This window comes from Nocardioides sp. AX2bis (assembly GCF_902506435.1).
Taxonomy (GTDB): domain Bacteria; phylum Actinomycetota; class Actinomycetes; order Propionibacteriales; family Nocardioidaceae; genus Nocardioides.
This window is the reverse complement of the sequence record NZ_LR733215.1, coordinates 414185-437082: the sequence shown is the minus strand read 5'-3', so window position 1 is coordinate 437082 and position 22898 is coordinate 414185. Positions and strand designations below refer to the sequence as shown.

The window sequence follows — 22898 nt, the reverse complement described above, 5'->3', positions numbered from 1 at the left end:
GTCCTCGGTGGCAGGTCGGGCCGGTCAGCGGCCGGTCTTGGGCGAGAAGTAGCTGCCGACCACGCGGGCCAGCAGGTTCAGCGCCATGACGATGATGATCAGCACGAGCGCCGCGCCCCAGGCGCGCTCGAGCTGGAACGGGATGTACTCCTGCAGGCCGCCGCGGGTGGCCTCGGAGAAGATCAGCACCGGCAGGGTCGCCATGGCACCGTCGAAGGGGTTGAAGTTGGTGGCCCGGAAGGTGCCGACGATCAGCAGCAGCGGCGCGGTCTCGCCGGCGACGCGGGCCACGGCCAGGGTGGCGCCGGTGACGATGCCGCCCAGGGCGGTCGGCAGGACGACCTTCACGATGGTGCGCCACTTCGGCACCCCGAGGGCGTACGCCCCCTCGCGCAGCTCGTCGGGCACCAGCTTGAGCATCTCCTCGGTGGAGCGCACCACGATCGGGATCATCAGCACGCTCAGCGCGATCGAGCCGCCGACGGCCATCCGGACGCCGGGGCCGAAGATCAGGGTGAACAGCGCCAGGGCGAAGAGACCGGCCACGATCGAGGGGATGCCGGTCATGACGTCGATCAGGAAGGTGAGCACCTGCGAGAGGCGGTTCTTCTTGCCGTACTCCACCAGGTAGATCGCCGCCATGATCCCGATCGGCACGGAGATCACGGTGGCGATCAGCGTGACGATCAGGGTGCCCATGATCGCGTGGTAGATCCCACCGCCGGCGCCGAGCACGCCGGACTGCGAGGCGGTGAAGAAGGTGGCGTTCAGCGCGGGCGCACCGCGGCTGATGACCTCCCACAGCACCGCGATCAGCGGCAGCAGCGCGAGGGCCAGGGTGGACCACACGACGGTGCCGACCAGGCGGTCGGTGCCCTTGCGGGAGCCCTCGACGGCCGTCGACCAGGCCGGGAGACCGATCAGCAGGAGGATCCAGCCGACGGCGACGATGCCGACGACGCCCCAGCCGAGCAGGAGTCCGACGAGCGCGGCGGCACCGAAGGCGACGACGGCGGCGAGCGCGGGCGCCCAGCCGGGCAGCTGCGGCTTGGTCAGCGGGACGGACGCGGTGTCGTCGGGACCGGGCGGGCGGGTCTGGGTGGTCTGAGCCATGGTTGCTACCCCTTGGCCTGGCCGCGGGCGGCGAGCCAGCGTCCGAGGAAGTTGACGGCGAAGGTGACGACGAAGAGGACCAGGCCACCGGCGATGAGGACGTTGGTCTTGATGCCCGAGGCGTTCGCGTAGTTCAGCGCGATGCTGGCCGCGATCGTCGAGGGGTTCTGCGAGGAGATCAGGTTGATCGTGATCACGCCGCTGGCCGAGAGCACCAGCGCGACGGCCATCGTCTCACCGAGCGCGCGACCCAGGCCGAGCAGGATCGCGGAGGTGACGCCGGAGCGGGAGTAGGGGAAGACCGCCATCTTGATCATCTCCCAGCGGGTGGCCCCCAGGGCCAGCGCGGCCTCCTTGTGCATCGTGGGGGTCTGGGCGAAGACCTCGCGGCACAGGGCGGTGATGATCGGCAGCGCCATCACGGCCAGCACGATCCCGGCGGTCAGGATCGTACGGCCGGTGGTCACCGGGCCGGCGAACAGCGGGATCCAGCCGAGGTTGTCGGCCAGCCACTGGTAGATCGGGAAGACCCAGCTCTGCAGGGTCTCGCGGCCCCACAGGCCGTAGACCACGCTGGGCACGGCGGCGAGCAGGTCGATGAGGTAGCCGAGCAGCCGGGCGATCCGGCGCGGGGCGTACACGCTGATCACCAGCGCGACGCCGATGGCCAGCGGCGTGGCGATCACCAGGGCGATGATCGCGGCCAGCACGGTGCCGAAGAGCAGCGGCCAGATGTAGAGGACGATGTTGTCGGCGCCGTAGGCGTTCTCGCCCGAGGCCCCGATCGCCGGGAGGCTCTGCAGGACGAGGAAGAGCGCCACGCCGGCGAGCGCCAGCATGATGAACAGGCCGGAGCCCTTCGCGAGCCCGGCGAAGATCGTGTCGCCGCGGCGCGAGACGCCGCGCGGAGCCTCGGGCTCGCGAGGTGGCGTGCGCTCGGTCTCGGTGGTGGACACCTGGCCCCCTGGTCGGTGCTGGTCGGTGGTGCTGGTCGGTGGTGCTGTCACGTGCTGGGTGCTGATCCTGCCACCGCCCTCCCGGGCGGTGACGCACCGCGAGGGTCCCGGCCGCCGGGACGGCGGGAGCGGGACCCTCGCGGGGTCGGGCGTGGTGTCAGCTGCCGGCGGTGATCGTGTCCACGATCGCCAGGGCGTCCTCCTGCAGGCCGGACTCGAGCGGGGCCGCGCCGGCCTCGTTCGCGCCCTGCTCCTGGCCCTCGGGCGACAGCACGTAGTCGAGGTAGGCCTTGGCCACCTCGGCCTCGGCGGCGTCCTCGTAGGTCGGGCAGGCGATCATGTAGGAGGTCAGCACGATCGGGTACGCGTCGGCCTCCTCGGTGAGGTAGTCGAGGTCGTAGATCAGCTGGTTCTCCTCGGCCGACTCCGCCAGCGGGGAGACCGCGAGGATGTTGGCGGCCGCCTCCGGGGTCGGGGCGACGAACTCCTCGCCGACCTGGATGTTGGCGGTGCCGAGGTCGCCGGCCTGGCTGGCGTCGGCGTAGCCGATCGCGTTCTGGCCGTCGGTGACCGCGGAGACGACGCCGGAGGTGCCCTGGGCGCCCTCGCCGCCGAACTCGTTGGGCCACGTCTCGACGACGCCCCCGGTCCACGAGTCCGACGCGGCGACGTCGAGGTAGTTGGTGAAGTTCTCGGTGGTGCCGGACTCGTCGGAGCGGTGCACCGCGTTGATCGGCGCGCTCGGCAGGTCGGCGTCGGGGTTCTCCTCGGCGATGGCCGCGTCGTCCCACTCGGTGATCTCGCCGGCGAAGATCGCGCCGAGGGTGTCCGGGGTCAGGTTCAGCTCGTCGACGCCGTCGACGTTGAAGATGATCGCGATCGGGCTGACGTAGTTGGGCACCTCGATGGGGGCCTCGCCCGAGCAGCGCTCGGTGGCGTCGGACAGCTCGCCCTCGTCGTCGGTGAGGTAGGCGTCGGACCCGGCCACGATGTAGGCGCCGGAGATGAAGCTCTCGCGGCCACCGCCGGAGCCGACGGGCTCGTAGGTCATGGTGACGTCGGGGGCGACCTCGGTGAACCCGGTCGTCCAGGCCAGCTGGGCGGCCTCCTGGGACGAGGCGCCACCGATCGTGTACTGGCCGGACAGCTCGGCGGCCTCGGTGTCGCTACCGCCACCGGTCGCGGTGTCGGTCTCGTTGGACGCGGCACAGCCCGAGAGGGCGAGCGCGAGCGTGGCGACGCCGGGAAGGACGGCGCGGCGCAGGGAAGTGATCGTCACTTCGTGACTCCTGAAAGGGGATGAGGCTTGGTGTCTCGGACGCCGCAGACGCTAGAGAGGCGAGGTGACCCGATCGGGGGTCGGCGGTGAACGCGGCGTGAACGCCCCCGGGCCGTTGGTGGTCGTGCCGACGGACGTGGGACGTCCGGCGGGTGAACGACCTCGAGATCGGGACCACCGACCCCGGCCTGCGGGGTACGAGGTCCCCCTCACCCGACGCTCTGGACCTCGTGGGCCACGACGTCACCCTTGCGGGTGTGGGCCACCAGCAGCTGCCCGGGCGCGAGCTGCGGGTCCTTGAGCCCGAGCTCGCGCAGCAGCTGCGGCAGCACCGGGCGGTGGGAGCAGAGGACGGTCCCCACGCCCTCGGCCGCGGCCTCGCGCGCGGCGGCGACCACCCGGCGTACGGAGCCCTTGGTGTGGTCCTCCTCGCTTAGGGCGTCGGTGGCCTCGAGCTCCCAGCCGGTGGTGTCGACGAACGGGGTGACGGTCTGCACGCAGCGGGTGCTGGAGGAGGTGACGACGCGGGTCACGGCGTAGGCCGAGAGGACCGGGACCAGGCGCTCGGCCTGCAGGGTGCCCAGCGCGAGCAGGGGGCGCTGGCGGTCGTCCTTGCGCCAGGCCTTGCGGGAGCGCGCCTTGCCGTGGCGGAGCACCACGATCGGGGTGGTGCGCCGCCGCACGCCGGCCGCCTCGGCCAGCGTCGTGCGGTCGTGGGCGTAGGTCAGCAGCCCCTCGGCCTTGTCGAGGTCGACCCAGGCGACCTCGTCGATCTCCCGGTTGGCGGCGTAGGTCGCCACGTCGTCGTCCCCCACGGCGCGCCCGGTCCAGTACGACACGACCTTCGCGCGACCGCCGGCGATGGAGTAGCGCTGATCGGCCAGCTGCGGGCCGAGACGGACGTGGAGCCCGGTCTCCTCCCAGGCCTCGCGGACCGCGGTGGCGGCGACGTGCTCGCCCGGGTCGACCTTGCCCTTGGGGAAGGACCAGTCGTCGTAGCGCGGGCGGTGGACCACCAGCACCTGACGACCCGGGCGGAACGTCACGACCCCGGCGGCGAGGACGGCGCGGGGGGGCGTGCTGACCATGGGGCTAGTCTCACACCTCCGGGTGACCAGGAGGCGAACGTGGGGGACGAGCTCGGCCGCGCGCGGCTGCTGCTGGTCCTCGGCGTGCTCGTGGCGCTCACGGCGGTCGCCGTCGTGGTGGGCTCGGTACGCGGGACGCTCCCCCGGCTCGCCGACGTGCCCGGGCTCTCGGGCCTGCCCGGGGTCGGGCCCGGCTCCGAGCTCGAGGCGGCGGTCGCGATGGCCCCGGCGGACGCCGTGCGCTTCTCGTGGACCGACTGGGCCGGGGTGCGCGAGGAGCTCGACCTCGACCCCCCGACCAACCCGTCGACCGGTGACGTCGAGGAGCTGCTCGACGCCGCCTTCGACGCCGACCTGTCGACCACCACGGCGCTGGGCGAGTCCGCGGTGACCTCGCAGGCCGCGCTCGGCTTCTCCCCCGCGACCCTGTCGTGGGAGCTGTTCAGCCAGGGCGAGCAGGGCGCGCTGGTCACGATGGGGCTGGCCGACGAGTCCGCGGCCACGCTGGTCGAGGACCGGCTGCGCCAGGCCGGCTTCACGCCGCCCGAGGACGAGACCGGCGTGTGGCGCGGCGGCCCGGACGTGCTCGCCGGGCTCGGTCAGCTCTCCCCCGAGCTGTCCTTCGTGGCGGTCGACGCCGAGGAGCTCGTCGTCCGCTCCAGCGACGCCTCGGCCTACCTGCAGCGGGCCGTCGACACCGAGCCGCCCGACCCCGGGCAGGGCGTGGCCGACGTGGTCGGCACGCTGGCCGACGCCGGCCCACCGCTGTCCGCCGCGGTCTTCGACAGCGCGGTCGCCTGCTCGTCGCTGGCGATGGCCTCCGCCGACCAGGCGGCCCAGGAGCAGGCCCGCACGCTGCTCGCCGCCGCCGGACCGGTCGATCCGCTGGCCGGCTTCGGCCTGGCGGTGCAGCCCGGTGGCGGGGCGACCGCGGCGCTGGCGTTCGAGAGCGACGACCAGGCCCGCGAGAACGCCGACACCCGCGCGACGCTGGCCTCCGGGCCGGCCCCCGGGCAGGGCGGCGACTTCGCCGACCGGTTCAGTCTCGGCTCCACCGTGGCCGAGGGGCGGGTCGTGACGATGGAGCTCGAGCCGACCGAGGACGCGCGCGTCCTCTCCGACCTGTCGTCCGGGCCGGTCCTGTTCGCGACCTGCTGAGCGGGGTCGGCGGGGCGGGCGGGCCGTACGGGCCGTGCGGGCCGTGCGGGCCGTGCGGCCGGTCAGCGGAAGCGGCGCAGCCGCAGGCTGTTGGTGACCACGAACACCGAGGACAGCGCCATCGCCAGGCCCGCGATCATCGGGTTGAGCAGCCCGGCGGCGGCCACCGGCAGGGCGGCGACGTTGTAGGCGAAGGCCCAGAACAGGTTGCCCCGGATGGTGGCCAGGGTGCGACGCGAGAGGCGTACGGCGTCGGCCGCCAGGCGCAGGTCGCCGCGCACCAGCGTGAGGTCGGCGGCCTCGATGGCGACGTCGGTGCCGGTGCCGAGGGCGATCCCGAGGTCGGCCTGCGCCAGCGCGGCGGCGTCGTTGACGCCGTCGCCGACCATCGCCACGACCCGGCCCTGCTCCTGCAGGCGGCGCACCGCGGCGAGCTTCTCGGCCGGCAGCACCTCGGCGACGACCCCTGCGCCGTCGGGGCCGGGCTCGATCCCGACCTCGGCGGCCACGGCGTGCGCGGCGCGGGTGTTGTCGCCGGTCAGCAGCATCGGGCGCAGGCCGAGGTCGCGCAGGGAGGCCACCGCCTCGGCGGCACCGTCCTTGACGGTGTCGGCCACCACGAGCACGCCGCGGGCGGTGCCGTCCCAGGCGACGACGACGGCCGTACGCCCGGCCGCCTCCGCCTCCTCGACCGCGGTCACCAGCGCGTCGGGGAGGTCCGCCCCGCGCTCGACGAGCAGCCGGGGCCGGCCGACGACGACGGCCCGGCCCTCGACCGTGCCCTCGACGCCGAGTCCCTCGAGGTTGGTGAAGGCGGTGACCGGCGGGAGCGGCGCACGCTCCCCGACCACCGGGAGCGGGGAGGCGATCGCCCGGGCGACCGGGTGCTCGGAGGCGGCCTCGACGGCCGCGGCGAGCCGGCGTACGTCCTCGACCCGCTCCCCCGGCGCGGCGACGACGTCGACCAGGCTCATCACGCCGGTGGTGACGGTGCCGGTCTTGTCGAGGACGACGGTGTCGACCCGGCGGGTGCTCTCGAGGACCTCGGGGCCGCGGATCAGGATGCCGAGCTGGGCGCCGCGGCCGGTGCCGACGAGCAGCGCGGTCGGCGTGGCCAGCCCCAGCGCGCAGGGGCAGGCGATGATCAGCACCGCGACGGCCGCGGTCGCGGCCTCGGTGGCGCTCCCGCCGAGGAGCAGCCACCCGGCCAGGGTGAGCACGGCCAGCACCAGCACGGCGGGCACGAAGACGCCGGCGACGCGGTCCGCCAGGCGCTGCGCGTCGGCCTTGCCGGACTGCGCCTGCTCGACGAGCCGGGCCATCTGCGCCAGCTGGGTGTCGGCGCCGACCCGGGTGGCGCGGACGACCAGCCGGCCGCTGGTGCTGATCGTGCCGCCGACCACGGCGTCGCCGGGGACCACCTCGAGCGGCACCGGCTCGCCGGTGACCAGGGAGGCGTCGACCGCGGACCGGCCCTCGACGACCTCCCCGTCGGTGGCGACCTTCTCGCCGGGGCGCACCACGAAGCGGGTGCCGGGCACGAGCCTGTCGGTGGGGACCCGCTGCTCGACGTCGTGCTCGTCGAGGACGGCGACGTCCTTCGCGCCGAGGTCGAGCAGGGCGCGCAGGGCGGCCCCGGCCCGGCGCTTGGCGCGCTTCTCGACGTAGCGCCCGGCGAGCAGGAACGCGGTGACGGCGGTGGCGACCTCCAGGTAGACGTTGCCCAGCCCGTCCGAGCCGGCGGCGGTCACCGAGAAGCCGTGGGTCATCCCGATCTCCCCGGCGGAGCCGACGGTCAGGGCGACCAGCGACCAGAGGGTCGCGGCGAGCACGCCGACGGAGACCAGGGTGTCCATCGTGGCGGCGCCGTGGCGGGCGTTGACGGCCGCGGCGCGGTGGAAGGGCCAGGCGGCCCAGGTGACGACCGGCGCCGCGAGGACCAGCGAGAGCCACTGCCAGCCGGGGAGCTGGGCGGGCGGCACCATCGCCATCACCACGACCGGCAGCGCGAGCACGGAGGCCACGGTCAGCCGGCGCCGGAGCAGGACCAGCTCGGCATCGGCGGCGGCGTCCGTACCGTCCGGCTCACCGGGCGGCGGCGGCAGCGTCGCCGCGTAGCCCGCGGCGGCCACGGTGTCGAGCAGCAGCTGCGGGCTGACGTCGGCGCGGTGGCGCACGGTGGCCTTCTCGGTCGCGTAGTTGACCGTCGCCTCGACCCCGTCGAGCTTCGTCAGCTTGCGCTCGATCCGGTGCGCGCACGAGGCGCAGGTCATCCCGGTGATGGCCAGCTCGACCTCGGGGTCGAGGGCGGGGTCGGTCGTCGTCATCCCAGGACGTACCCGGCCTCGGTCACGGCCTGCTCGACCTGCGACCGCTCGAGCGGGGCCTCGCTGGTGACGACGACGCGGCCGCCGTCGAGGGTGACGGCGACGTCGGTGACGGTCGCGATCTCGGAGATCTCCTCGGTGACCGAGGCGACGCAGTGCTCGCAGGTCATACCGGCGACGGTCCACTCGCTGGTGCGGGTCATCTGGTGCTCCTCGGGGGTCGTACGGCTGGTGGGGGCCGGGCGGGTCAGGACTTCACGAGCCGGGTGATGGCGGCGACGGCCTCGTCGACCTTCGCGCGCGCCGCGTCGTCGTCACCGGCGCGGGCGGCGTCGACGACGCAGTGGTGGAGGTGCTCGGAGAGCAGGCCGAGGGAGAACGCCTCGAGCGCGCTGGTCATCGCCGCGACCTGGGTCAGCACGTCGATGCAGTACTTCTCCTCCTCGACCATGCGCTGCAGGCCGCGGGCCTGCCCCTCGATGCGGCGGAGCCGCTTGAGGAAGGCGTCCTTGTCGTGGAGATAGCCGTGCTGGTGCTCGTCCATGCCTCCACTGTACCCCGAGGGGGTATGGGGCGGACGTCCACGAGGGACCGCCGGTCAGGCGTCGGGGTCGTCGTCCTCCGGCTCGACACCCAGGATGGCGTCGATCTCGGCGGTCGAGAGGTGCTCCTCGGACTCGCTGGCCGCGATGATCAGGTTGGTCGTGAGTTCGACCTCACCAAGGAGGTCGACGTCCTCGAGCGTCACGTCGAACTGGTCGTACACGTCTGACCCCCCCTCGCACGGCCGCGGTAGTTGAAACCTTCCTCACCACCGTACGGCCAAACATCGCCCCTGCCTGCACAACACGGCGCCTGGAGCAGACCGGCACCCCGATCCAGGAGGTTGGTCCCGGTCCGGACCACTGGATCCGTCGTCACCGGTCCGGCGGGCGGGTGAAATGGCACGAGGCCCCACCCGAAGGGTGGGGCCTCGTGTCGACCTGGGGTCGAGTCGTCGTCAGACGGGGCGGACGTTCTCCGCCTGCGGGCCCTTGGGGCCCTGGGTGACGTCGAACTCGACGCGCTGGTTCTCGTCCAGGGACTTGTAGCCCTGGGTCTGAATCGCCGAGTAGTGCACGAAGACGTCGTCGCCGCCGTCCTCCTGCGCAATGAAGCCGAAACCCTTCTCGGCGTTGAACCACTTCACGGTGCCCTGAGCCATATGCTCGATACTCCTTAGTCGGGGCGAGAGCCGCCACTTCGGCGGCCCGCATCAGATGCGGGTGACACGTCGCTCCGACCCGTGGAGGACCACGAAGCAGAAACGCCGTTGGATCACAAACTCCGCAGGCGTCAGACCAGCTGGAACTTTGCACCTCATGCACGGGCGACACTACCAACCTTGACGCCCGATGCCACGTCCCGGGACAACTTGTTGTGGATCAGGCCCCGGAACCACCCCGCGGGAGGCCCCCGGCGGTGCCCCGCTGGCCGGGTCGTCGCAGGTCAGGGGCGGAGGACGACCTTGCAGGCGCCGTCCTGCTTCTTCTGGAAGATCTCGTAGCCGTGGGCCGCGTCCTCGAGCGGGACGACGTGCGTGGCGAAGTCGTCCACGCCCAGCGGGTCGTCGTCGGTGAGCAGCGGCAGGATGTCGGGCGCCCAGTGGCGCACGTTGGCCTGCCCCATCCGCAGCTGGACCTGCTTGTCGAACATCTGCACCATCGGCATCGGGTCGGCGGCGCCGCCGTAGACGCCGATCACCGAGACGGTCCCGCCCCGGCGTACGACGTCGAACGAGGCGTGCAGCGCCGCGAGCCGGTCCACCCCGGCGGTCTTCATGATCGGCGCGGACACGGCCTCGGGCAGGAAGCCGACCAGGCGCTGGACGGCCTTGGCCGCGGGCGAGCCGTGGGCCTCCATGCCGACGGCGTCGATCACGGAGTCGCCGCCGCGACCGGCGGTCATCTCGCGCACGGCTTCGCCGAGGTCGTCGACCTCGCGCAGGTCGATCGTCTCCGCGCCGCGGGCGCGGACCCGGGCCAGCCGCTCGGGCACGAGGTCGACGGTGATCACACGGTGGCCGCGGTGCAGCGCGATCCGGGTGGCCATGTCGCCGATCGGGCCGGCCCCCATCACGACCAGGGTCCCGCCGTCGGGGACACCGGCGTACTCGACGGCCTGCCACGCGGTGGGCAGCACGTCGGAGAGGTAGAGGAAGCGCGCGTCCGGCGGGCCCTCGGGCACGACCATCGCGTTCGCCGAGGCCAGCGGGGCGCGCAGGTACTCGGCCTGGCCGCCGGCCACCTCGCCGTACAGCTTGGAGAAGCCGTAGAGCGCCGCGCCCGTGCCCTGCTCGCGCACCTGGGTGGTCTCGCACTGCGTCTGCAGCCCGCGGTCGCACATCCAGCAGCTGCCGCACGAGATCTGGAACGGCAGCACGACCCGGTCGCCGACCCGCAGGTCGCCGGGCTCGGAGCCGAGCTCCTCGACGACGCCCATCGGCTCGTGGCCCAGGACGTTGCCCTGGCCCATGAACGGCGCCAGCGTCTCGTAGAGGTGCAGGTCGGAGCCGCACACCCCGGTCGAGGTGATCTTGACGATCGCGTCCGTGGGCAGCTCGATCCTCGGGTCGGGCACGTCCTCCACCCGTACGTCGCGCACTCCCTGCCAGGTCACTGCTCTCATCGTCGTCTCTCCTCCGCGTGGTGCTCGTCCCGGCCGCGCGGTCCCGCGCAGCCGGACCGTCGACGCTAGGCGCGGGCCCCGGGGCCACCGATACACCCGGCGAGGGGACGGGGCGGCACCGTACGGGACCCGGGACCGTCTGGCTGAGGGTCGGAAGACCCTGCCCCACCCCTCTGACCAGACGTACTGTCATCACCAGCCCGCCGATGAACGATCATCTGCGCGGTCGCTCAAGTGCCGGTCCACGCCGGCCGTCAGGCCCGGGTGATGGATCACCGGACCGGCCCGACCTACGCCCCCGCGTCCTCCTCGGACCCGGGGGCGTCGTGCGTCCGGAGGACGGCGCCGGAACCGTCATCTCGACGCGCCGCGAGCGTCATCTCGGCTGTCCGCGAGCGTCATCTCGGCGGAGGGAGGCGGTCAGGGCGCGGTGGTCGCTGCCGCCGAGGACGTGCGTGCGCCCCGGCTGGCCGTCGCCCTCCCCCGGTACGCCGGTCGCGCCGGTCCCGCCGCTCGCGCCCGCGTCGAGCAGGACGTGGTCGAGCTGGACGCGCGGCGCGGCGGCGGGGAAGGTCGCGGCGCGGGCCAGGGGCGTCCACCCGGTCAGCGCCGCCGGCACCCCGCCCGGCAGGTTGAGGTCGCCGAGCAGGACCAGCGGCCGCGGGAGGTCGGCGGCCCAGCGGCGCAGCTCACGCAGCTGCCCGGCAGCGCGGTGCGGCGCGAAGGAGAGGTGGGTGACGACCACGGTCACCGGGCCGCCGGGCGCCGCGACGACCCCGGCCAGGGCGACGCGCTGCTCGTCGGGCGCCCACTGCAGGCCGCCGGCCGGGTCGGGCAGGGGCAGCGCCGCGCGGGAGGGCCGCATCCGCAGCGCGGACCAGGCGGTGACCGGGTGCCGGGAGAGCAGGGCCACCCCGTACGCCGGCTCGCCGACCTCGTGCGCGGCGCCCGTCGCGGGGCGGAAGGCCCGCGCGGGGCCGGGCGTGCCGAGCACGGCGGCGGCGAAGCGGGACGTCCACGGCGGCCCGTCACCGGCGCAGGCCGCCGCCACGACCGAGGTCTGGTCGATCCCGCCGCTGCGGGGCAGCAGGTGGTCGACCTCCTGCACGCCGAGCACGTCGACGTCGAGCCGGGCGGCGTCGGCCGCCCACGCCTCGAGGTCCGGACGTCCCCCGGCGCCGCGGCCGGAGGCCGCGTTGGCGGTCCCGACCCGCAGTGACCGGGGTGCCGGACCGTCCATCCCGCGACGCTAGGGGCCGCAGACATACCTGCGAGGGTGGGGGTGGGCCTCGTGCGGCTGCGTAGCGTTCAGGGGTGCCCCGTCCCGGTGCGGCCGTCCGGCCGCGCGACCTCGACCCCGCCGCCATGGCGGCCGTCGACGCGCTGCTGTGCTCCCACGTCGCCGGGAGGGCTCGGGTGCTGGCCGAGGTCGGTCCCGAGCTGGGCCCGCTGGTCGACGTCCTGGACGGCGCGGTCAGCGGGGGCAAGCGGCTGCGCGCCGCCTTCTGCTTGTGGGGCGCCCGCGCGGCCACCGGCGGGGACCTCGTCGACGGCGCCGTCGAGGCCGCCGCGGCGCTCGAGCTCTTCCACCTCGCGGCCCTGGTCCACGACGACCTGATGGACCGCAGCGACGACCGCCGCGGCCTGCCGACGGTGCACCGCACCTTCGCCGACCGCCACGCCGCGGCGGGCCTCGGCGGCGACCCCGAGGCGTACGGCAGCGCGGTCGCGGTGCTCGTCGGCGACCTGTGCCTGACCTGGTCCGACGACCTCGCGGCCGAGGCGGTCGCCCGCGCCGGTGACGAGGGCCCGGCCGCCCGCGCGGTGTGGTCGCGGATGCGCGACCAGGTGCTCGCCGGGCAGTACCTCGACGTCCTCTCCCACTCCCGCGCCGTCAGCTCGGCGGCCACCTCGGTGCGGGTGCTGCGCTACAAGAGCGCGAAGTACACCGTCGAGCACCCGCTGGCCCTCGGCGCCACCCTGGCCGGTGCCTGCCCCGAGGTGCTCGACGCCCTGGCCTCCTTCGGCCTGGCCGTCGGCGAGGCGTTCCAGCTGCGCGACGACGTGCTGGGCGTGTTCGGCGACCCCGCGGTGACCGGGAAGCCGGTCGTCGACGACGTGCGCGAGGGCAAGCGGACGCTCCTGGTGGCCTGGGCCGAGGAGGCCGCCACCCCCGGCCAGCGCGCCGCCCTGGGCCGCCACCTCGGCGACCCGGAGGTCGACGTCGACGGCCTCGCCGAGGTCCGCGAGGTCCTCGTCGACAGCGGGGCGCTGGCCCGGGTCGAGGCCCGGATCACCGAGCTGGTCACCGCCGCGGCGGCCGACCTGTCCACCCTGCCGCTGGACGACGGCTCGCGCTCGGCGCTCGACGACCTCAGCTCGGCCTGCGCGTGGCGGGCCGCGTGACCCGCCCGCCACCGAGCCTCCCGGCGAGCCTGCGCAGCGCCGGCGAGGGCCCCGGTCCCGGCACGGGCTGCACGCCGCGCCGACCCCACCAGACCCACCACACCATCGACTGCACGACCAGCCCGAAGCCGAAGAGGAGGTCCTCGACCGGCGCGTGCCCGATCCGCGGGCCCCAGATCGCGGCCTCGTCGTACAGCACCACCCCGCGCGAGGTCAGCCACTCGTTGGTGAGCAGCTGGAAGACGACGACGATCGCGTACGACGCCCAGAAGGCCTTGCGGGTCAGCAGCCGGGTCCGCAGCACCACCAGGTCGAGCACGACCGTGACGGCGACGCCGAGCAGGGCGGCAGCGGTGTACGTCACCGGCCCTCCCCCTGCCCGTCCTGCGCCGGCTCGTCGCCGACCGTCCAGCCGCGCACCGCGCGCACGGCCTCGAGCGTCATGACCGAGGCCAGCGGCACGACCACGAAGAACATCCACTCCTCCAGCGGCAGGCCCCCCGGCAGCACGACGCCGAGGGTCTGCGTGGTGTCGAACCGCCAGTGCCCGGCGCGGGTGGCCGCCACGTCCCAGAGCGCGAAAGGCAGGCCGGCGCAGAGGAGCACCAGCGCGAGCCGGCGGGCCCGGGCGTACACCCGGATCCCGAGCAGCAGCTCGAGCGGCAGCGTCGCCACCAGCACGAACACCAGCATCGCGACGTACGTGAGCTCCCGCATGACGCCCAGCCTCCCCCACCCGCGCAACGTCCGGGGACCCGCGTGGGTGTGACGCGCACCGCCGTCGCCGAGGGCCGCGCCCTGGTCGCGGGCACCGGGCGTGGGCTGTCCGGCCGGGACCTGGCCGGCGCCTCGGCCACGCTGACCTACTACGCCGGGATCGCGGTCGTGGCCTGGCTGCTGCTCGTGCTGTGGACGACCTCGTGGGGCACCGGCGCGGACGGAGCCGAGGAGCGGTGGGCGCGGCTGCGGGTCCTGGTCCCGCCGGACATGGGCGGGCGGCCGGCGTACGACGCCCTGGTCGCCGCCGGCACGCACCTCGGCCTCCTCGGCGCGGTGGTGGTGCTGTTCCCGGCGTCGTTCTACGGCGAGGGGCTGCGCCGCGCCGCCACCGCGCTCGTGCCGGACCCGGACCCGCCGCGGTTCCCGGCGTGGCGGGCGCGCGTGCTCGCGCTGGCGCCGGCGCTCGTGCTGCCCGCCCTCGCGTGGCCGCTGCTGCTGGTCGGCGACCTGCTCGTCCCGCTGGCGCCCGAGGGCGGCGGCGGCGGCGCCGGCGACTTGGTGCTGCGCGTCGTGGTCGGCTTCACCCTGCTGTGGCTCGTCCTGGCCGTGCTGCTCGCCTGGTCGTTCCGGGTGATCCTGCCCGACCCGCCGCGCACCTGGGTCGCGGTCCTCGGCGGGATGGCCACCGGCGCGTTCCTGGCCGGCTTCCTGCACGGCTTCCAGCTCTTCCTCTCGCTCCCGGTCGACGTCGGGGTCCCGTACGGCGGGCTCGGCGTCGCCGGGGGCGTCGTGGCCGTCGGGCTGTGGCTCTTCGTGCTGCACACGTTCCTGCTGCTCGGTTGGCTGGCCACCCGGGCGCTCGAGGAGCGCGTCGCGCGCAGCCCCCGGACCGACGGCGGTGGCCGGGCGTGAGCGTCGTCGACCTGCACGTCTGGGGCACGCCGCGGGTGCTGCCCGCGCTGGGCCGGATGGCCACCGGCCGCCGCGCGCTGCGGGGCACGCCCGGCCTGCGCTTCGCCAAGCTGCTCGGCACCGGTTCGGCGCGCACCTTCACCCCGCGCGACGCCGACCCGCACCGGTGGGCGCTGCTGACCGTGTGGGACGACGAGGCGGCGGCGGACGCCGGCGACGCCGGCCGCGTCGCCCGCGCCTGGCGGACCGGGTCGACCGAGGAGCTGCGGGTGCGGATGTCGCCGCTGACCGCCCGGGGGCTGTGGTCGGGCCGGCAGCCCTTCGAGGCCGTGCCGCGTCCCGGCTGGGACGGACCGGTCGCCGCGATCACCCGCGCCCGGCTCCGACCGACCCGGGCGCTGTCCTTCTGGCGGGCGGTGCCCCCGGTGGTCACCGGCCTGCACGCGGCCGACGGACTGCGGCTCGCGCTCGGCGTGGGCGAGGCCCCCGTCGGCCTGCAGGGCACGTTCTCGCTGTGGCGCTCCTCGGCCGACGTGGTGGCCTACGCCTACCGCGACGCCGCGCACCGCGACGCGATCGCCCGGACCCAGCCCGAGCGCTGGTACGCCGAGGAGCTGTTCACCCGCCTCGCCGTGCTCGACGTGCGCGGCACGCTCGGGGGGCAGACCCCGTGAGCGCGTCGAGCCGGGCCCCCCACACGATCGCGACCCGACCGCTGCCGCCCCAGCCGCCGCGGGCGGTGCCGTGGGTGCTGGCCGCGGCCGGCGTCCTGGTCCAGATCGCCTTCCCGCTCACCGGCGGCGGCACGCTCGGCCTCACCGTGGCCAGCGTGGTGCTGTTCTCGGCGGCCGCGGTCGCCGACGCGGCGGTGCGCTTCGGGCCGGCGGTCGCCGCGTCCGTGCTCGCCGGGGCCGGCGGGGTCGGGCTGGTCGCGGAGGCGGTCGGGGTGCGCACGGGCTTGCCGTTCGGCGACTACGACTACACCGGGACGCTCGGCGCCGAGGTCGCCGACGTCCCCGTGCTGGTGCCGCTGGCCTGGGTGATGATGGCGTGGCCGGCGCTGGCCGTGGCCCGCCGACTGGTCGGGGCCCGCGGCCGGGTGGCGACTGCGGTGGTCGGGGCCTGCGCCCTGACCGCCTGGGACGTCTTCCTCGACCCGCAGATGGTCGACGCGGGCCACTGGGCGTGGGAGGACCCGACGCCGGCGCTGCCCGGCGTGGAGGGCATCCCGCTGACCAACTTCGCCGGGTGGCTGGTGGTCTCGCTGGTCGTGGTCGCGCTGCTGGACCGGCTCGTGCCGCGCGGCACCGGCCGCGGCCACGACGCGCGTGGCGCGGCGCCCGACGCGGTGCCGCTCACGATCTACCTGTGGACGTACTTCTCCTCCGTGCTGGCCCACGCGGTGTTCTTCGGGCGCCCGCCGGTCGCGCTGGTCGGGGCCGTGCTGATGGGCCTGGTGGCGTGGCCGCTGGTCGTCGCGCTGGTGCGCGAGCGGCGCCGGTGAGGCCCGGGCGTACGGCAGGGGCGGCGGTGCGGGGGGTGACGGTGCGGGTCGGCACCGCGCTCGCCGTCGCGTCGCTGGCGCTGACCGTCGACAACCTGCGCCGCGTGCGGACGCCCGACCGCACCGCGGACCCGGCGCCGGAGCCGGTCTGCGTGCTGCTGCCGGTGCGCGACGAGGAGGAGCACGTCACCGGGTGCGTGGCGGCGCTGCTCACCGCGCTGGACCGCTACCCCGGACCGGCGCGGCTGGTCGTGCTCGACGACGCGTCGACCGACGGCACCGGCCGGCTGCTCGCCGACCTCGCCGCGCGCGACGCCCGGGTCGAGGTGGTCGCCGGGTCGCCGCTGCCGACCGGGTGGCTCGGCAAGCCGTGGGCGTGCCACCAGCTGGCCCGGCACGCCGGGGAGGCCGGGGAGGTCGGGGAGGTCGGGGTGCTGGTGTTCGTCGACGCCGACGTGCGGCTGGCCCCGTACGCCCTCACCGCCACGGTGGCCCTGCTCCGCGACGCCGGCCTCGACCTGGTCTGCCCCTACCCGCGGCAGCTGACGGAGGGGACGGCCGAGCGGCTCGTGCAGCCGCTGCTGCAGTGGTCCTGGATGAGCACCCTGCCGCTGGGGCTCGCCGAGACCTCGGCGCGGCCCTCGCTCGGCGCCGCGAACGGACAGCTCCTGGCCGTCGACGCCGGCGCGTACCGCCGGCTGGGCGGGCACGCCGCCGTCCGCGGCGAGGTGCTCGAGGACCTCGCCCTGCTCCGCGCGCTCAAGGCCGTCGGCGGGCGCGGCGGGGTCGCGGAGGGCAGCGGCGTGGCGACCTGCCGGATGTACGACGGCGGCCGGGAGCTGCGCGCGGGCTACGCCAAGTCGCTGTGGGCAGCCTTCGGCTCCCCCGCCGGCGCCGTCGGCGTGGTCGGGCTGCTCGGGCTGGCGCACGTCGTGCCGGCGGTGGCCGCCCTCGGCGGGTCCCGCACCGGGATGGTCGGGTACGCCGCCGGCGTCGCCTCCCGGGCCCTCGTCGCGCGCCGCACCGGCGGGCGGGTCGGGGACTCCCTGGCGCACCCCGTGTCGGTCGGCGCGCTCGGGCTGCTGGTGCTGGACTCGCTGCGCGGGCACCGGCGGGGGACGCTGCGGTGGAAGGGCCGCGCGGTGTCGACGGTCGCGTCGACGGCGGTGGTGGGTCCGTGAGCCGGGTGGTGGTGGTCGGCGCCGGCGTGGGCGGCCTGGCGGCGGCCGCGCGGCTGGCCGCGGACGGCCACGAGGTCGTCGTGCTGGAGCAGGCCGACGCGGTCGGCGGCAAGCTCGGGACGGAGGTCGTCGACGGGTTCGTCTTCGACACCGGACCGTCCCTGGTGACGATGCCGTGGGTGCTCGAGGAGCTGTTCGCGGCGACCGGCGCCCCGCTGGCCGACGTGCTCGAGCTGCGGCGGCTGGCGGTGGCCTGCCGCTACACCTTCCCCGACGGCACCGTGCTCGACCTGCCCGGCGACCTGGCCGACGTCCCGGCCGCGCTCGACGCCGCCCTCGGTCCCGGCCGCGGCGCCCAGTGGACCGCGTTCCTCGGACGCGCCCGGGCGGTCTGGGACGTCACCCGCGGCCCCTTCCTGGAGTCGCCGATCAGCGCCCGCGGGATGCTGCGGCTCTCCCGGCGGCTGGGCGACGTGGCGACGGTGGCGCCGTGGCGGTCGCTGCGCGGGCTGGGCGCGCGCTACCTGGAGGACCCGCGGCTGCGGTTGCTGCTCGACCGGTACGCCACCTACACCGGCTCCGACCCGCGGGCCGCGCCCGCGGCCCTGGCCACCGTGCCGTGGGCCGAGCAGGCGTGGGGCTCCTGGTACGTCCCCGGCGGCCTGGGCCGGATCGCGGAGGTCCTGCGGGCGCGGGTGGAGGAGCTCGGCGGCGAGGTGCGCACGGGCGCGCGCGTGGTCGAGGTGCTGGTGGCGGACGGTCGCGCCGCGGGCGTACGCCTGGCCGACGGCACCACGCTGGACGCCGACGTGGTGGTGGCCAACGCCGACGCCGCCGAGGTGTACGGCCACCTCCTGCCGGGACGGCGCGCGGCCCGGGCCCGGCGGTCGATCGCGCGGGCCACGCCGTCGCTGGCCGGCTTCGTGCTGCTGCTCGCCCTCGACGACCCGCCGGCCGACCAGCCGCACCACCAGGTGCTGTTCGCGGAGGACTACGACGAGGAGTTCGACGCCGTGTTCGGGCGCCGCGGCCCGGCGCGGCCGGTGGAGCGGCCGACGGTCTACGTCTCCGCTCCCGACGACCCCGCGGTGGTGCCCGGGCCGGAGACCGGGGCGTGGTTCGTGCTGGTCAACGCGCCGCGGCACGACCCCGACGGGAGTCGGGGCGCGGGCGTGGACTGGGACGCGCCCGGGCTCGCGGAGGCGTACGCCGACCGGCTCCTCGACCTGATGGCCGAGCGCGGGCTCGACGTCCGCGACCGGGTGCGCCACCGCACCGTGCTCACCCCGGCCGACCTGGAGCGGCGTACCTCGACCCCGGGCGGTTCGATCTACGGCACGTCGTCGAACGGCGCCCGCGCGGCGTTCCTGCGCCCCGCGAACCGCTCCCCCGTGCCCGGGCTCTACCTGGTCGGCGGGTCCGCCCACCCCGGCGGCGGCCTGCCCCTGGTGATGCTCTCGGCCCGCATCGTCGCCGACCTCGTCCGCCGAGATGACGCTTCCGGACAGCCGAGATGACGCTTGCGGACAGTCGAGATGACGGTTGCGGCGCGGGGTAGCGCCGCAACCGTCATCTCGAGGCGCCGCGAGCGTCATCTCGGCCCGCCGCGAGCGTCATCTCGGCAGGGCGCGGCGGACGGCGACGAGCAGGCGTACGAGCCCCGCGGCGCCGAGCGCGACGGCGACCGCGAGCGCGGTGGTCGCCAGCGCGGCCTGGTCGACCGCGGGCAGCACCTCGACCCCGGCCCGCCGGGCCGCCCACGCGATGCCGCAGGCCAGGAAGCCGAACGCCGCCACGATCACGCGTGACGGCCGCTCCCAGACCGTGACCGCGCCCGGGCCGGACATCCCGGCGACCTGGGCGGTGGAGCGCACCGACTCGAGCAGCAGCGTGAGCGCCCCGGCGGCCACCCCCAGCGCCACCGCGGCCCCCGAGAGCCCGGCCAGCACCACCAGCGCGAGCAGCGCGAGCAGGTCGGCCACCCGGTCGGCGAGCGGGTCGAGGACGCTCCCCCACGCCGACTCGGCGCCGGTCTGCGCGGCCAGCGCACCGTCGACGCCGTCGAGCACGGCGGCGCCGACCAGGACCACCAGCGCGACCAGCGGCCACCCGTCGCCGAGCGCCGCCAGGCCCGCCGCGACCGCGGTCACCAGCACGCCCACGACCGTCACGGTGTCCGGGCGCACCCCGCGGCGCGCGAGCGGCCGCGCGCAGGCGTGGCTCAGGCGCACCCACCCGGCGACCCAGAAGGACGTCCGCGGGTCGAGCCCGCCGTGCAGCCGGGACCAGTGCGCGTACGCCTCCTCGCGGCTCACGACTCCGGTGACGGCTCCGGCGACGGGCCGACCGACCGGTCGCCTCGCAGCCGCTTGAGCACCAGCTCGGCGCTGATCAGGCACATCGGCAGCCCGATGCCGGGCACCGTGCTGGACCCGGCGTAGTAGAGCCCGGCGACCTTCTTCGAGCTGTTCCCGGCTCGGAAGAGCGCGCTCTGCCGCAGCGTGTGCGCGGGGCCGAGCGCGCCGCCGGACCACGCGTTCAGGTCGGTGACGAAGTCGCCCGGGCCCATCGTGCGGCGGACGAAGACGCGCTCGGCGAGGTCGGGCACGCCGGCCCAGCGGGCGACGAGGTCGATCGCGGCGTCGGTCGCCTTCTCGACGGCCGCGTCGCCGGCACCCTCGAGCCCGCCGTGGCCCAGGCCGGGGTCCGGCGGCACGGGGACGAGGATGAACAGGTTCTCGTGTCCCTCCGGCGCGACCGAGCCGTCGGTGGCCGACGGGCGGCAGACGTAGATCGAGGCCGGGTCGGGCACCCGCGTGGGCTGCTCGAAGATGGCGTCGAAGTTGGTCTTCCAGTCGTCGGTGAAGAACAGCGAGTGGTGCGCCAGCTCGGGCACCTCCCCGCGCACGCCGAGGTAGGCCAGCACCGCGCCTGGCCCGGAGACCGCCTTGTCCCACCACGTCTGCGGGTAGGTCTGCAGCGCGGCCGGCAGCATCGTCGTCTCGACGTGGTGCAGGTCGGCCGCGCCGACGACCACGTCGGCGGGCAGCACCCGCTCGCCGTCGGCGTCGCGGACGCGGACCCCGGAGACCTCGGTACGCCTGCGGCCCGGCAGCCGCGACCCGACCCCGGAGCCGCCCCGGGCCCGGGTCTCGATCGCGGTCGCGGCGGTGCCGGTGCGGACCCGTACGCCGTGCTGCTCGGCGACCCGGAGCAGCGCCTCGACCAGCGTGGTGAACCCGCCCTCGGGGTAGAGCACGCCGTCGGCGAGGTCGAGCGAGCTCATCAGGTGGTACATCGACGGCGCCCGGTCCGGCGACGAGCCGAGGAAGACCGCCGGGTAGCCCAGCACCTGGCGCAGCCGCGGGTCGGAGAACCGGGAGGCGACGTGGCTCTCCAGGGAGCGGGTCAGCAGCCCGGCCAGCCGCGGCGCGTTGGTCAGGATGCGACGACCGGCGTAGGCAGCCGTCGAGTCGTAGGAGGTGTAGAGGAACTGCTGCACCGCCAGGTCGTAGACCTCGCGCGCGGAGTCGAGGTAGTCGTCGAGCACCGCGCCCGCCCCCGGCTCGACGGACTCGAAGAGCGCCCGGTTGCCGGCCTGGTCGGCGGCGATGTCGAGCGGCTCGTGCCCGTCGTGGAAGACGCGGTAGCCGGGGTCGAGCCGCCCCAGCGTCACCTGGTCGGCGGTGGTGGTCCCGAGCAGGCGGAAGAAGTGGTCGAACACCTCGGGCATCAGCCACCACGACGGCCCGGTGTCGAACCGGAACCCGTCGGTGGACCAGGAGCCCGCGCGGCCGCCGACGTCGTCGTTCTTCTCGACCAGCTCGACGTCGTGGCCGTCGGCGGCGAGCAGCGCGGCGGTGGCCAAGCCGGCCACGCCGCCGCCCACCACGACGACCCGCTTCGTCACGGCGCCGCTCATGACGCCCCCACCAGGGTCGCGTCACGGGGGCGGCCGTCGCGGGCCAGCGCGGCGCCGGCGAGCCGGGCCTTCGCCGGGCCGGGCACGCGGACCCGCCGGGCCCGCAGGTCGGCCGTGGGGGTCTCGCGCAGCCGGCGGGACAGCTCGGAGAAGAGGTCGTGGGTCACGCACACGGCCAGCCGGCTGCTCCGCGGCAGTGCCGGCACGACGGCGGCGCCGGCGCGCAGGTCGGCGTCGACGTCGTCGAGCCAGCCGTTCACCGCGCTGCCGTCGAGGGCGTCGGGGTCGATCCCGGGCAGGTAGCGGCGTCCGAGCTGGTCGGCGTCCTGCCCCAGGTCGCGCAGGAAGTTCACCTTCTGGAAGGCCGCGCCGAGGCGCTGGGCGCCCGGCGCGAGCGCGTCGTAGCGTCGGGCCCGGTCCGGGTCGTCGATCAGGAACGCGTTCAGGCACATCAGGCCCACCACCTCCGCGGAGCCGTAGACGTAGGTCCGCAGGCTCCCCTCGTCGTGCTGCTCGAGCTCCAGGTCGGTGCGCATCGAGGTGAAGAACGGTCGGACCAGGTCGGCGCGGATGCCGCACGTGCGCGCGGTGCGGGCGAAGGCGTGCACGACCAGGTTGGTGCTGGCACCGGTCTCCAGCGCCGCCAGCGTCTCGCGCTCGAAGTCGTCGAGCGCGGCGGCGCGGTCGCTGACGGGCTGGCCCGGACGCGGGGCGTCGACCACCTCGTCGGCCACGCGCACCAGGGCGTACACATTGCGCACGTGCGGGCGGACCCGCGCGCCGAGGAGGCGGGAGGCCAGGCCGAAGGAGGAGGAGTACGCCCCGATGACCAGCGCCGCGCTCGCGTCCGCGACGTCGTCGTAGGCCAGGTGCGGCGCCCGCGCCGACCCGTCCCGACGCAACCTGCTGCGCACCCGTGTCATCGATCCCTCCGTGACCCATCGTCCCATCCGCACGAAGGGGCCAGCCCACCCGTTCCGGGGGCGCGCGGGCGGTCGGCGTGCCAGGCTGGGCCGAACCCCAGGAGGCGCCCCCGGAACGGGTGGGCTGGCCCCTTCGGATCAGCGCCTGCGCTCGAGGAACGCCGTCATCGCCTCCTTCGCCTCGTCGGAGCCGCCACCGGAGCCGCCGCCCTCACCCGCGCCCGACCCGGTCGCCGCCGCGCCCGTCCGCAGGGCCGCCCAGCCCGAGCTGCCGGCCGCGGTCGACGAGGACCTCGCCCGGCCGACGTTCCGCCCGCGCCGCACGGCGCGGCTGGTCACGGGCCTGCTCCTGCTCGTCTCGCTGGCCGGCACCGGTCTCCTGGCGCGGGTGACGTACGAGAACCGCACCGACCTCGCGGCCGCGGACCTCGTCCCGGTGGGCATCGCCGTGGCGCTCACCCTGGTGCTGTGGGCGGTCCGGTCCTCGACCTCGGTCGCCCGCCTCGCCGTCGAGGGCGGCCAGCTCACCGTCACCCGCAACGGGGAGACCTGGCGCTGCGACCTGGCCAGCCGGGCGACCCCGATCGAGGTGGTCGGCACGCCCGGTCGGCGCGGCTGGAAGGTCGTCTTCGCGCGGCGGGGGCGCCCGCCGTACGTCGTGGACTCCTCCGTGGTGGACCCGGCGCACTTCACCCGGGTCCTGGCCCACTACCGCCCGGACGTCGTCGACCGGCCCTGACCG

Annotated in this window: 25 protein-coding genes; 8 read left to right on the top strand and 17 right to left on the bottom strand. The window is 75.4% G+C overall.

From position 1 onward, the window contains the following. Positions 1 to 24 precede the first annotated feature (24 nt). From pstA to GV155_RS02165, 4 genes are all read right to left on the bottom strand, one after another. Positions 25 to 1113 carry a phosphate ABC transporter permease PstA gene (gene pstA, locus GV155_RS02180; RefSeq protein WP_160004819.1) on the bottom strand — a complete coding sequence of 363 codons (1089 nt, stop codon included), beginning with the start codon at positions 1111 to 1113 and terminating at the stop codon, positions 25 to 27. A 5-nt stretch (positions 1114 to 1118) separates the two neighbouring features. Beyond that, positions 1119 to 2069, bottom strand: a complete 951-nt coding sequence (pstC, locus tag GV155_RS02175) for a phosphate ABC transporter permease subunit PstC (protein ID WP_201300027.1) — start codon at positions 2067 to 2069, stop codon at positions 1119 to 1121. A 157-nt stretch (positions 2070 to 2226) separates the two neighbouring features. Further along, positions 2227 to 3348 (bottom strand): phosphate ABC transporter substrate-binding protein PstS, encoded by a 1122-nt coding sequence (locus tag GV155_RS02170; protein ID WP_160004817.1) that lies wholly within the window; start codon positions 3346 to 3348, stop codon positions 2227 to 2229. Between the two features lie 209 nt (positions 3349 to 3557). Further along, positions 3558 to 4436 (bottom strand): NUDIX hydrolase, encoded by an 879-nt coding sequence (locus GV155_RS02165; RefSeq protein ID WP_160004815.1) that lies wholly within the window; start codon positions 4434 to 4436, stop codon positions 3558 to 3560. 39 nt (positions 4437 to 4475) lie between these two features. Between GV155_RS02165 and GV155_RS02160 the strand changes: the two genes are divergently transcribed. Then, positions 4476 to 5594: a hypothetical protein gene (locus tag GV155_RS02160; protein WP_160004813.1), complete on the top strand. Its 1119-nt coding sequence runs from the start codon at positions 4476 to 4478 to the stop codon at positions 5592 to 5594. 62 nt (positions 5595 to 5656) lie between these two features. On the opposite strand, the gene GV155_RS02155 is transcribed toward GV155_RS02160, so the two are convergent. The 7 genes from GV155_RS02155 to GV155_RS02130 all read right to left on the bottom strand — a co-directional run bounded on the left by GV155_RS02155 (position 5657) and on the right by GV155_RS02130 (position 11828). Further along, entirely contained in the window at positions 5657 to 7921 is a 2265-nt protein-coding gene (locus GV155_RS02155; RefSeq protein WP_160004811.1) for a heavy metal translocating P-type ATPase, read from the bottom strand. Beyond that, positions 7918 to 8124, bottom strand: a complete 207-nt coding sequence (locus GV155_RS02150) for a heavy-metal-associated domain-containing protein (RefSeq protein WP_160004810.1) — start codon at positions 8122 to 8124, stop codon at positions 7918 to 7920. The genes GV155_RS02155 and GV155_RS02150 overlap by 4 nt, the downstream gene beginning before the upstream one ends. 44 nt (positions 8125 to 8168) lie before the next feature. Then, positions 8169 to 8465: a metal-sensitive transcriptional regulator gene (locus tag GV155_RS02145; protein ID WP_160004808.1), complete on the bottom strand. Its 297-nt coding sequence runs from the start codon at positions 8463 to 8465 to the stop codon at positions 8169 to 8171. A 54-nt stretch (positions 8466 to 8519) separates the two neighbouring features. After that, on the bottom strand, positions 8520 to 8687 hold the full coding sequence (locus tag GV155_RS20380) for a hypothetical protein (protein WP_201300026.1): 168 nt from the start codon (positions 8685 to 8687) through the stop codon (positions 8520 to 8522). A gap of 234 nt (positions 8688 to 8921) precedes the next feature. Continuing rightward, positions 8922 to 9125 carry a cold-shock protein gene (locus GV155_RS02140; RefSeq protein WP_160004806.1) on the bottom strand — a complete coding sequence of 68 codons (204 nt, stop codon included), beginning with the start codon at positions 9123 to 9125 and terminating at the stop codon, positions 8922 to 8924. 284 nt (positions 9126 to 9409) lie between these two features. Next, positions 9410 to 10588: a zinc-dependent alcohol dehydrogenase gene (locus GV155_RS02135; protein ID WP_160004804.1), complete on the bottom strand. Its 1179-nt coding sequence runs from the start codon at positions 10586 to 10588 to the stop codon at positions 9410 to 9412. 376 nt (positions 10589 to 10964) lie between these two features. Then, positions 10965 to 11828 (bottom strand): endonuclease/exonuclease/phosphatase family protein, encoded by an 864-nt coding sequence (locus tag GV155_RS02130; RefSeq protein ID WP_160004802.1) that lies wholly within the window; start codon positions 11826 to 11828, stop codon positions 10965 to 10967. A 74-nt stretch (positions 11829 to 11902) separates the two neighbouring features. Here GV155_RS02130 and GV155_RS02125 point away from each other — a divergent pair, with 74 nt between their 5' ends. Next, the gene (locus tag GV155_RS02125) at positions 11903 to 12994 is read left to right on the top strand and encodes a polyprenyl synthetase family protein (protein WP_236553864.1); all 1092 of its coding nucleotides are present in this window, start codon (positions 11903 to 11905) and stop codon (positions 12992 to 12994) included. On the opposite strand, the gene GV155_RS02120 is transcribed toward GV155_RS02125, so the two are convergent. Continuing rightward, the gene (locus tag GV155_RS02120; protein ID WP_160004800.1) at positions 12963 to 13358 is read right to left on the bottom strand and encodes a lycopene cyclase domain-containing protein; all 396 of its coding nucleotides are present in this window, start codon (positions 13356 to 13358) and stop codon (positions 12963 to 12965) included. The genes GV155_RS02125 and GV155_RS02120 overlap by 32 nt on opposite strands. Further along, positions 13355 to 13711 carry a lycopene cyclase domain-containing protein gene (locus GV155_RS02115; protein ID WP_160004798.1) on the bottom strand — a complete coding sequence of 119 codons (357 nt, stop codon included), beginning with the start codon at positions 13709 to 13711 and terminating at the stop codon, positions 13355 to 13357. Before GV155_RS02115 ends, GV155_RS02120 begins: the two co-directional genes overlap by 4 nt. Before the next feature lie 48 nt (positions 13712 to 13759). On the opposite strand from GV155_RS02115, the gene GV155_RS02110 reads away from it, so the two are divergent. From GV155_RS02110 to GV155_RS02090, 5 genes are read left to right on the top strand one after another with little or no spacing between them, the layout of a single operon-like run. Then, positions 13760 to 14626 (top strand): YhjD/YihY/BrkB family envelope integrity protein, encoded by an 867-nt coding sequence (locus GV155_RS02110; protein WP_201300025.1) that lies wholly within the window; start codon positions 13760 to 13762, stop codon positions 14624 to 14626. Then, complete coding sequence (locus GV155_RS02105) at positions 14623 to 15300, top strand: monooxygenase (RefSeq protein ID WP_160004794.1); 678 nt, start codon at positions 14623 to 14625, stop codon at positions 15298 to 15300. The genes GV155_RS02110 and GV155_RS02105 overlap by 4 nt, the downstream gene beginning before the upstream one ends. Continuing rightward, complete coding sequence (locus tag GV155_RS02100) at positions 15297 to 16130, top strand: carotenoid biosynthesis protein (RefSeq protein WP_201300024.1); 834 nt, start codon at positions 15297 to 15299, stop codon at positions 16128 to 16130. Before GV155_RS02105 ends, GV155_RS02100 begins: the two co-directional genes overlap by 4 nt. Before the next feature lie 26 nt (positions 16131 to 16156). Further along, positions 16157 to 17311, top strand: a complete 1155-nt coding sequence (locus GV155_RS02095; RefSeq protein ID WP_201300023.1) for a glycosyltransferase — start codon at positions 16157 to 16159, stop codon at positions 17309 to 17311. Further along, on the top strand, positions 17308 to 18828 hold the full coding sequence (locus tag GV155_RS02090; RefSeq protein ID WP_160004792.1) for a phytoene desaturase family protein: 1521 nt from the start codon (positions 17308 to 17310) through the stop codon (positions 18826 to 18828). The genes GV155_RS02095 and GV155_RS02090 overlap by 4 nt, the downstream gene beginning before the upstream one ends. A 96-nt stretch (positions 18829 to 18924) precedes the next feature. On the opposite strand, the gene GV155_RS02085 is transcribed toward GV155_RS02090, so the two are convergent. From GV155_RS02085 to GV155_RS02070, 4 genes are all read right to left on the bottom strand, one after another. Next, positions 18925 to 19626 (bottom strand): CDP-alcohol phosphatidyltransferase family protein, encoded by a 702-nt coding sequence (locus GV155_RS02085; protein WP_160004790.1) that lies wholly within the window; start codon positions 19624 to 19626, stop codon positions 18925 to 18927. Further along, the gene (gene crtI, locus GV155_RS02080) at positions 19623 to 21221 is read right to left on the bottom strand and encodes a phytoene desaturase family protein (RefSeq protein ID WP_201300022.1); all 1599 of its coding nucleotides are present in this window, start codon (positions 21219 to 21221) and stop codon (positions 19623 to 19625) included. Before crtI ends, GV155_RS02085 begins: the two co-directional genes overlap by 4 nt. 8 nt (positions 21222 to 21229) lie before the next feature. Then, entirely contained in the window at positions 21230 to 22156 is a 927-nt protein-coding gene (locus GV155_RS02075; protein WP_160004786.1) for a phytoene/squalene synthase family protein, read from the bottom strand. Between the two features lie 138 nt (positions 22157 to 22294). After that, positions 22295 to 22495 (bottom strand): hypothetical protein, encoded by a 201-nt coding sequence (locus tag GV155_RS02070; RefSeq protein ID WP_160004784.1) that lies wholly within the window; start codon positions 22493 to 22495, stop codon positions 22295 to 22297. Positions 22496 to 22544: 49 nt separating this feature from the next. On the opposite strand from GV155_RS02070, the gene GV155_RS02065 reads away from it, so the two are divergent. Continuing rightward, positions 22545 to 22895 (top strand): hypothetical protein, encoded by a 351-nt coding sequence (locus GV155_RS02065; RefSeq protein ID WP_160004782.1) that lies wholly within the window; start codon positions 22545 to 22547, stop codon positions 22893 to 22895. Positions 22896 to 22898: the final 3 nt, after the last annotated feature.

Coding starts and splice junctions, on each gene's coding strand:
- GV155_RS02165 (WP_160004815.1), bottom strand. CDS start 4,436: ATGGTCAGCACGCCCCCCCGCGCCGTCCTCGCCGCCGGGGTCGTGACG.
- GV155_RS02075 (WP_160004786.1), bottom strand. CDS start 22,156: ATGACACGGGTGCGCAGCAGGTTGCGTCGGGACGGGTCGGCGCGGGCG.
- pstA (WP_160004819.1), bottom strand. CDS start 1,113: ATGGCTCAGACCACCCAGACCCGCCCGCCCGGTCCCGACGACACCGCG.
- GV155_RS02140 (WP_160004806.1), bottom strand. CDS start 9,125: ATGGCTCAGGGCACCGTGAAGTGGTTCAACGCCGAGAAGGGTTTCGGC.
- GV155_RS02135 (WP_160004804.1), bottom strand. CDS start 10,588: ATGAGAGCAGTGACCTGGCAGGGAGTGCGCGACGTACGGGTGGAGGAC.
- GV155_RS02145 (WP_160004808.1), bottom strand. CDS start 8,465: ATGGACGAGCACCAGCACGGCTATCTCCACGACAAGGACGCCTTCCTC.
- GV155_RS02150 (WP_160004810.1), bottom strand. CDS start 8,124: ATGACCCGCACCAGCGAGTGGACCGTCGCCGGTATGACCTGCGAGCAC.
- GV155_RS02115 (WP_160004798.1), bottom strand. CDS start 13,711: ATGCGGGAGCTCACGTACGTCGCGATGCTGGTGTTCGTGCTGGTGGCG.
- GV155_RS02130 (WP_160004802.1), bottom strand. CDS start 11,828: ATGGACGGTCCGGCACCCCGGTCACTGCGGGTCGGGACCGCCAACGCG.
- GV155_RS02155 (WP_160004811.1), bottom strand. CDS start 7,921: ATGACGACGACCGACCCCGCCCTCGACCCCGAGGTCGAGCTGGCCATC.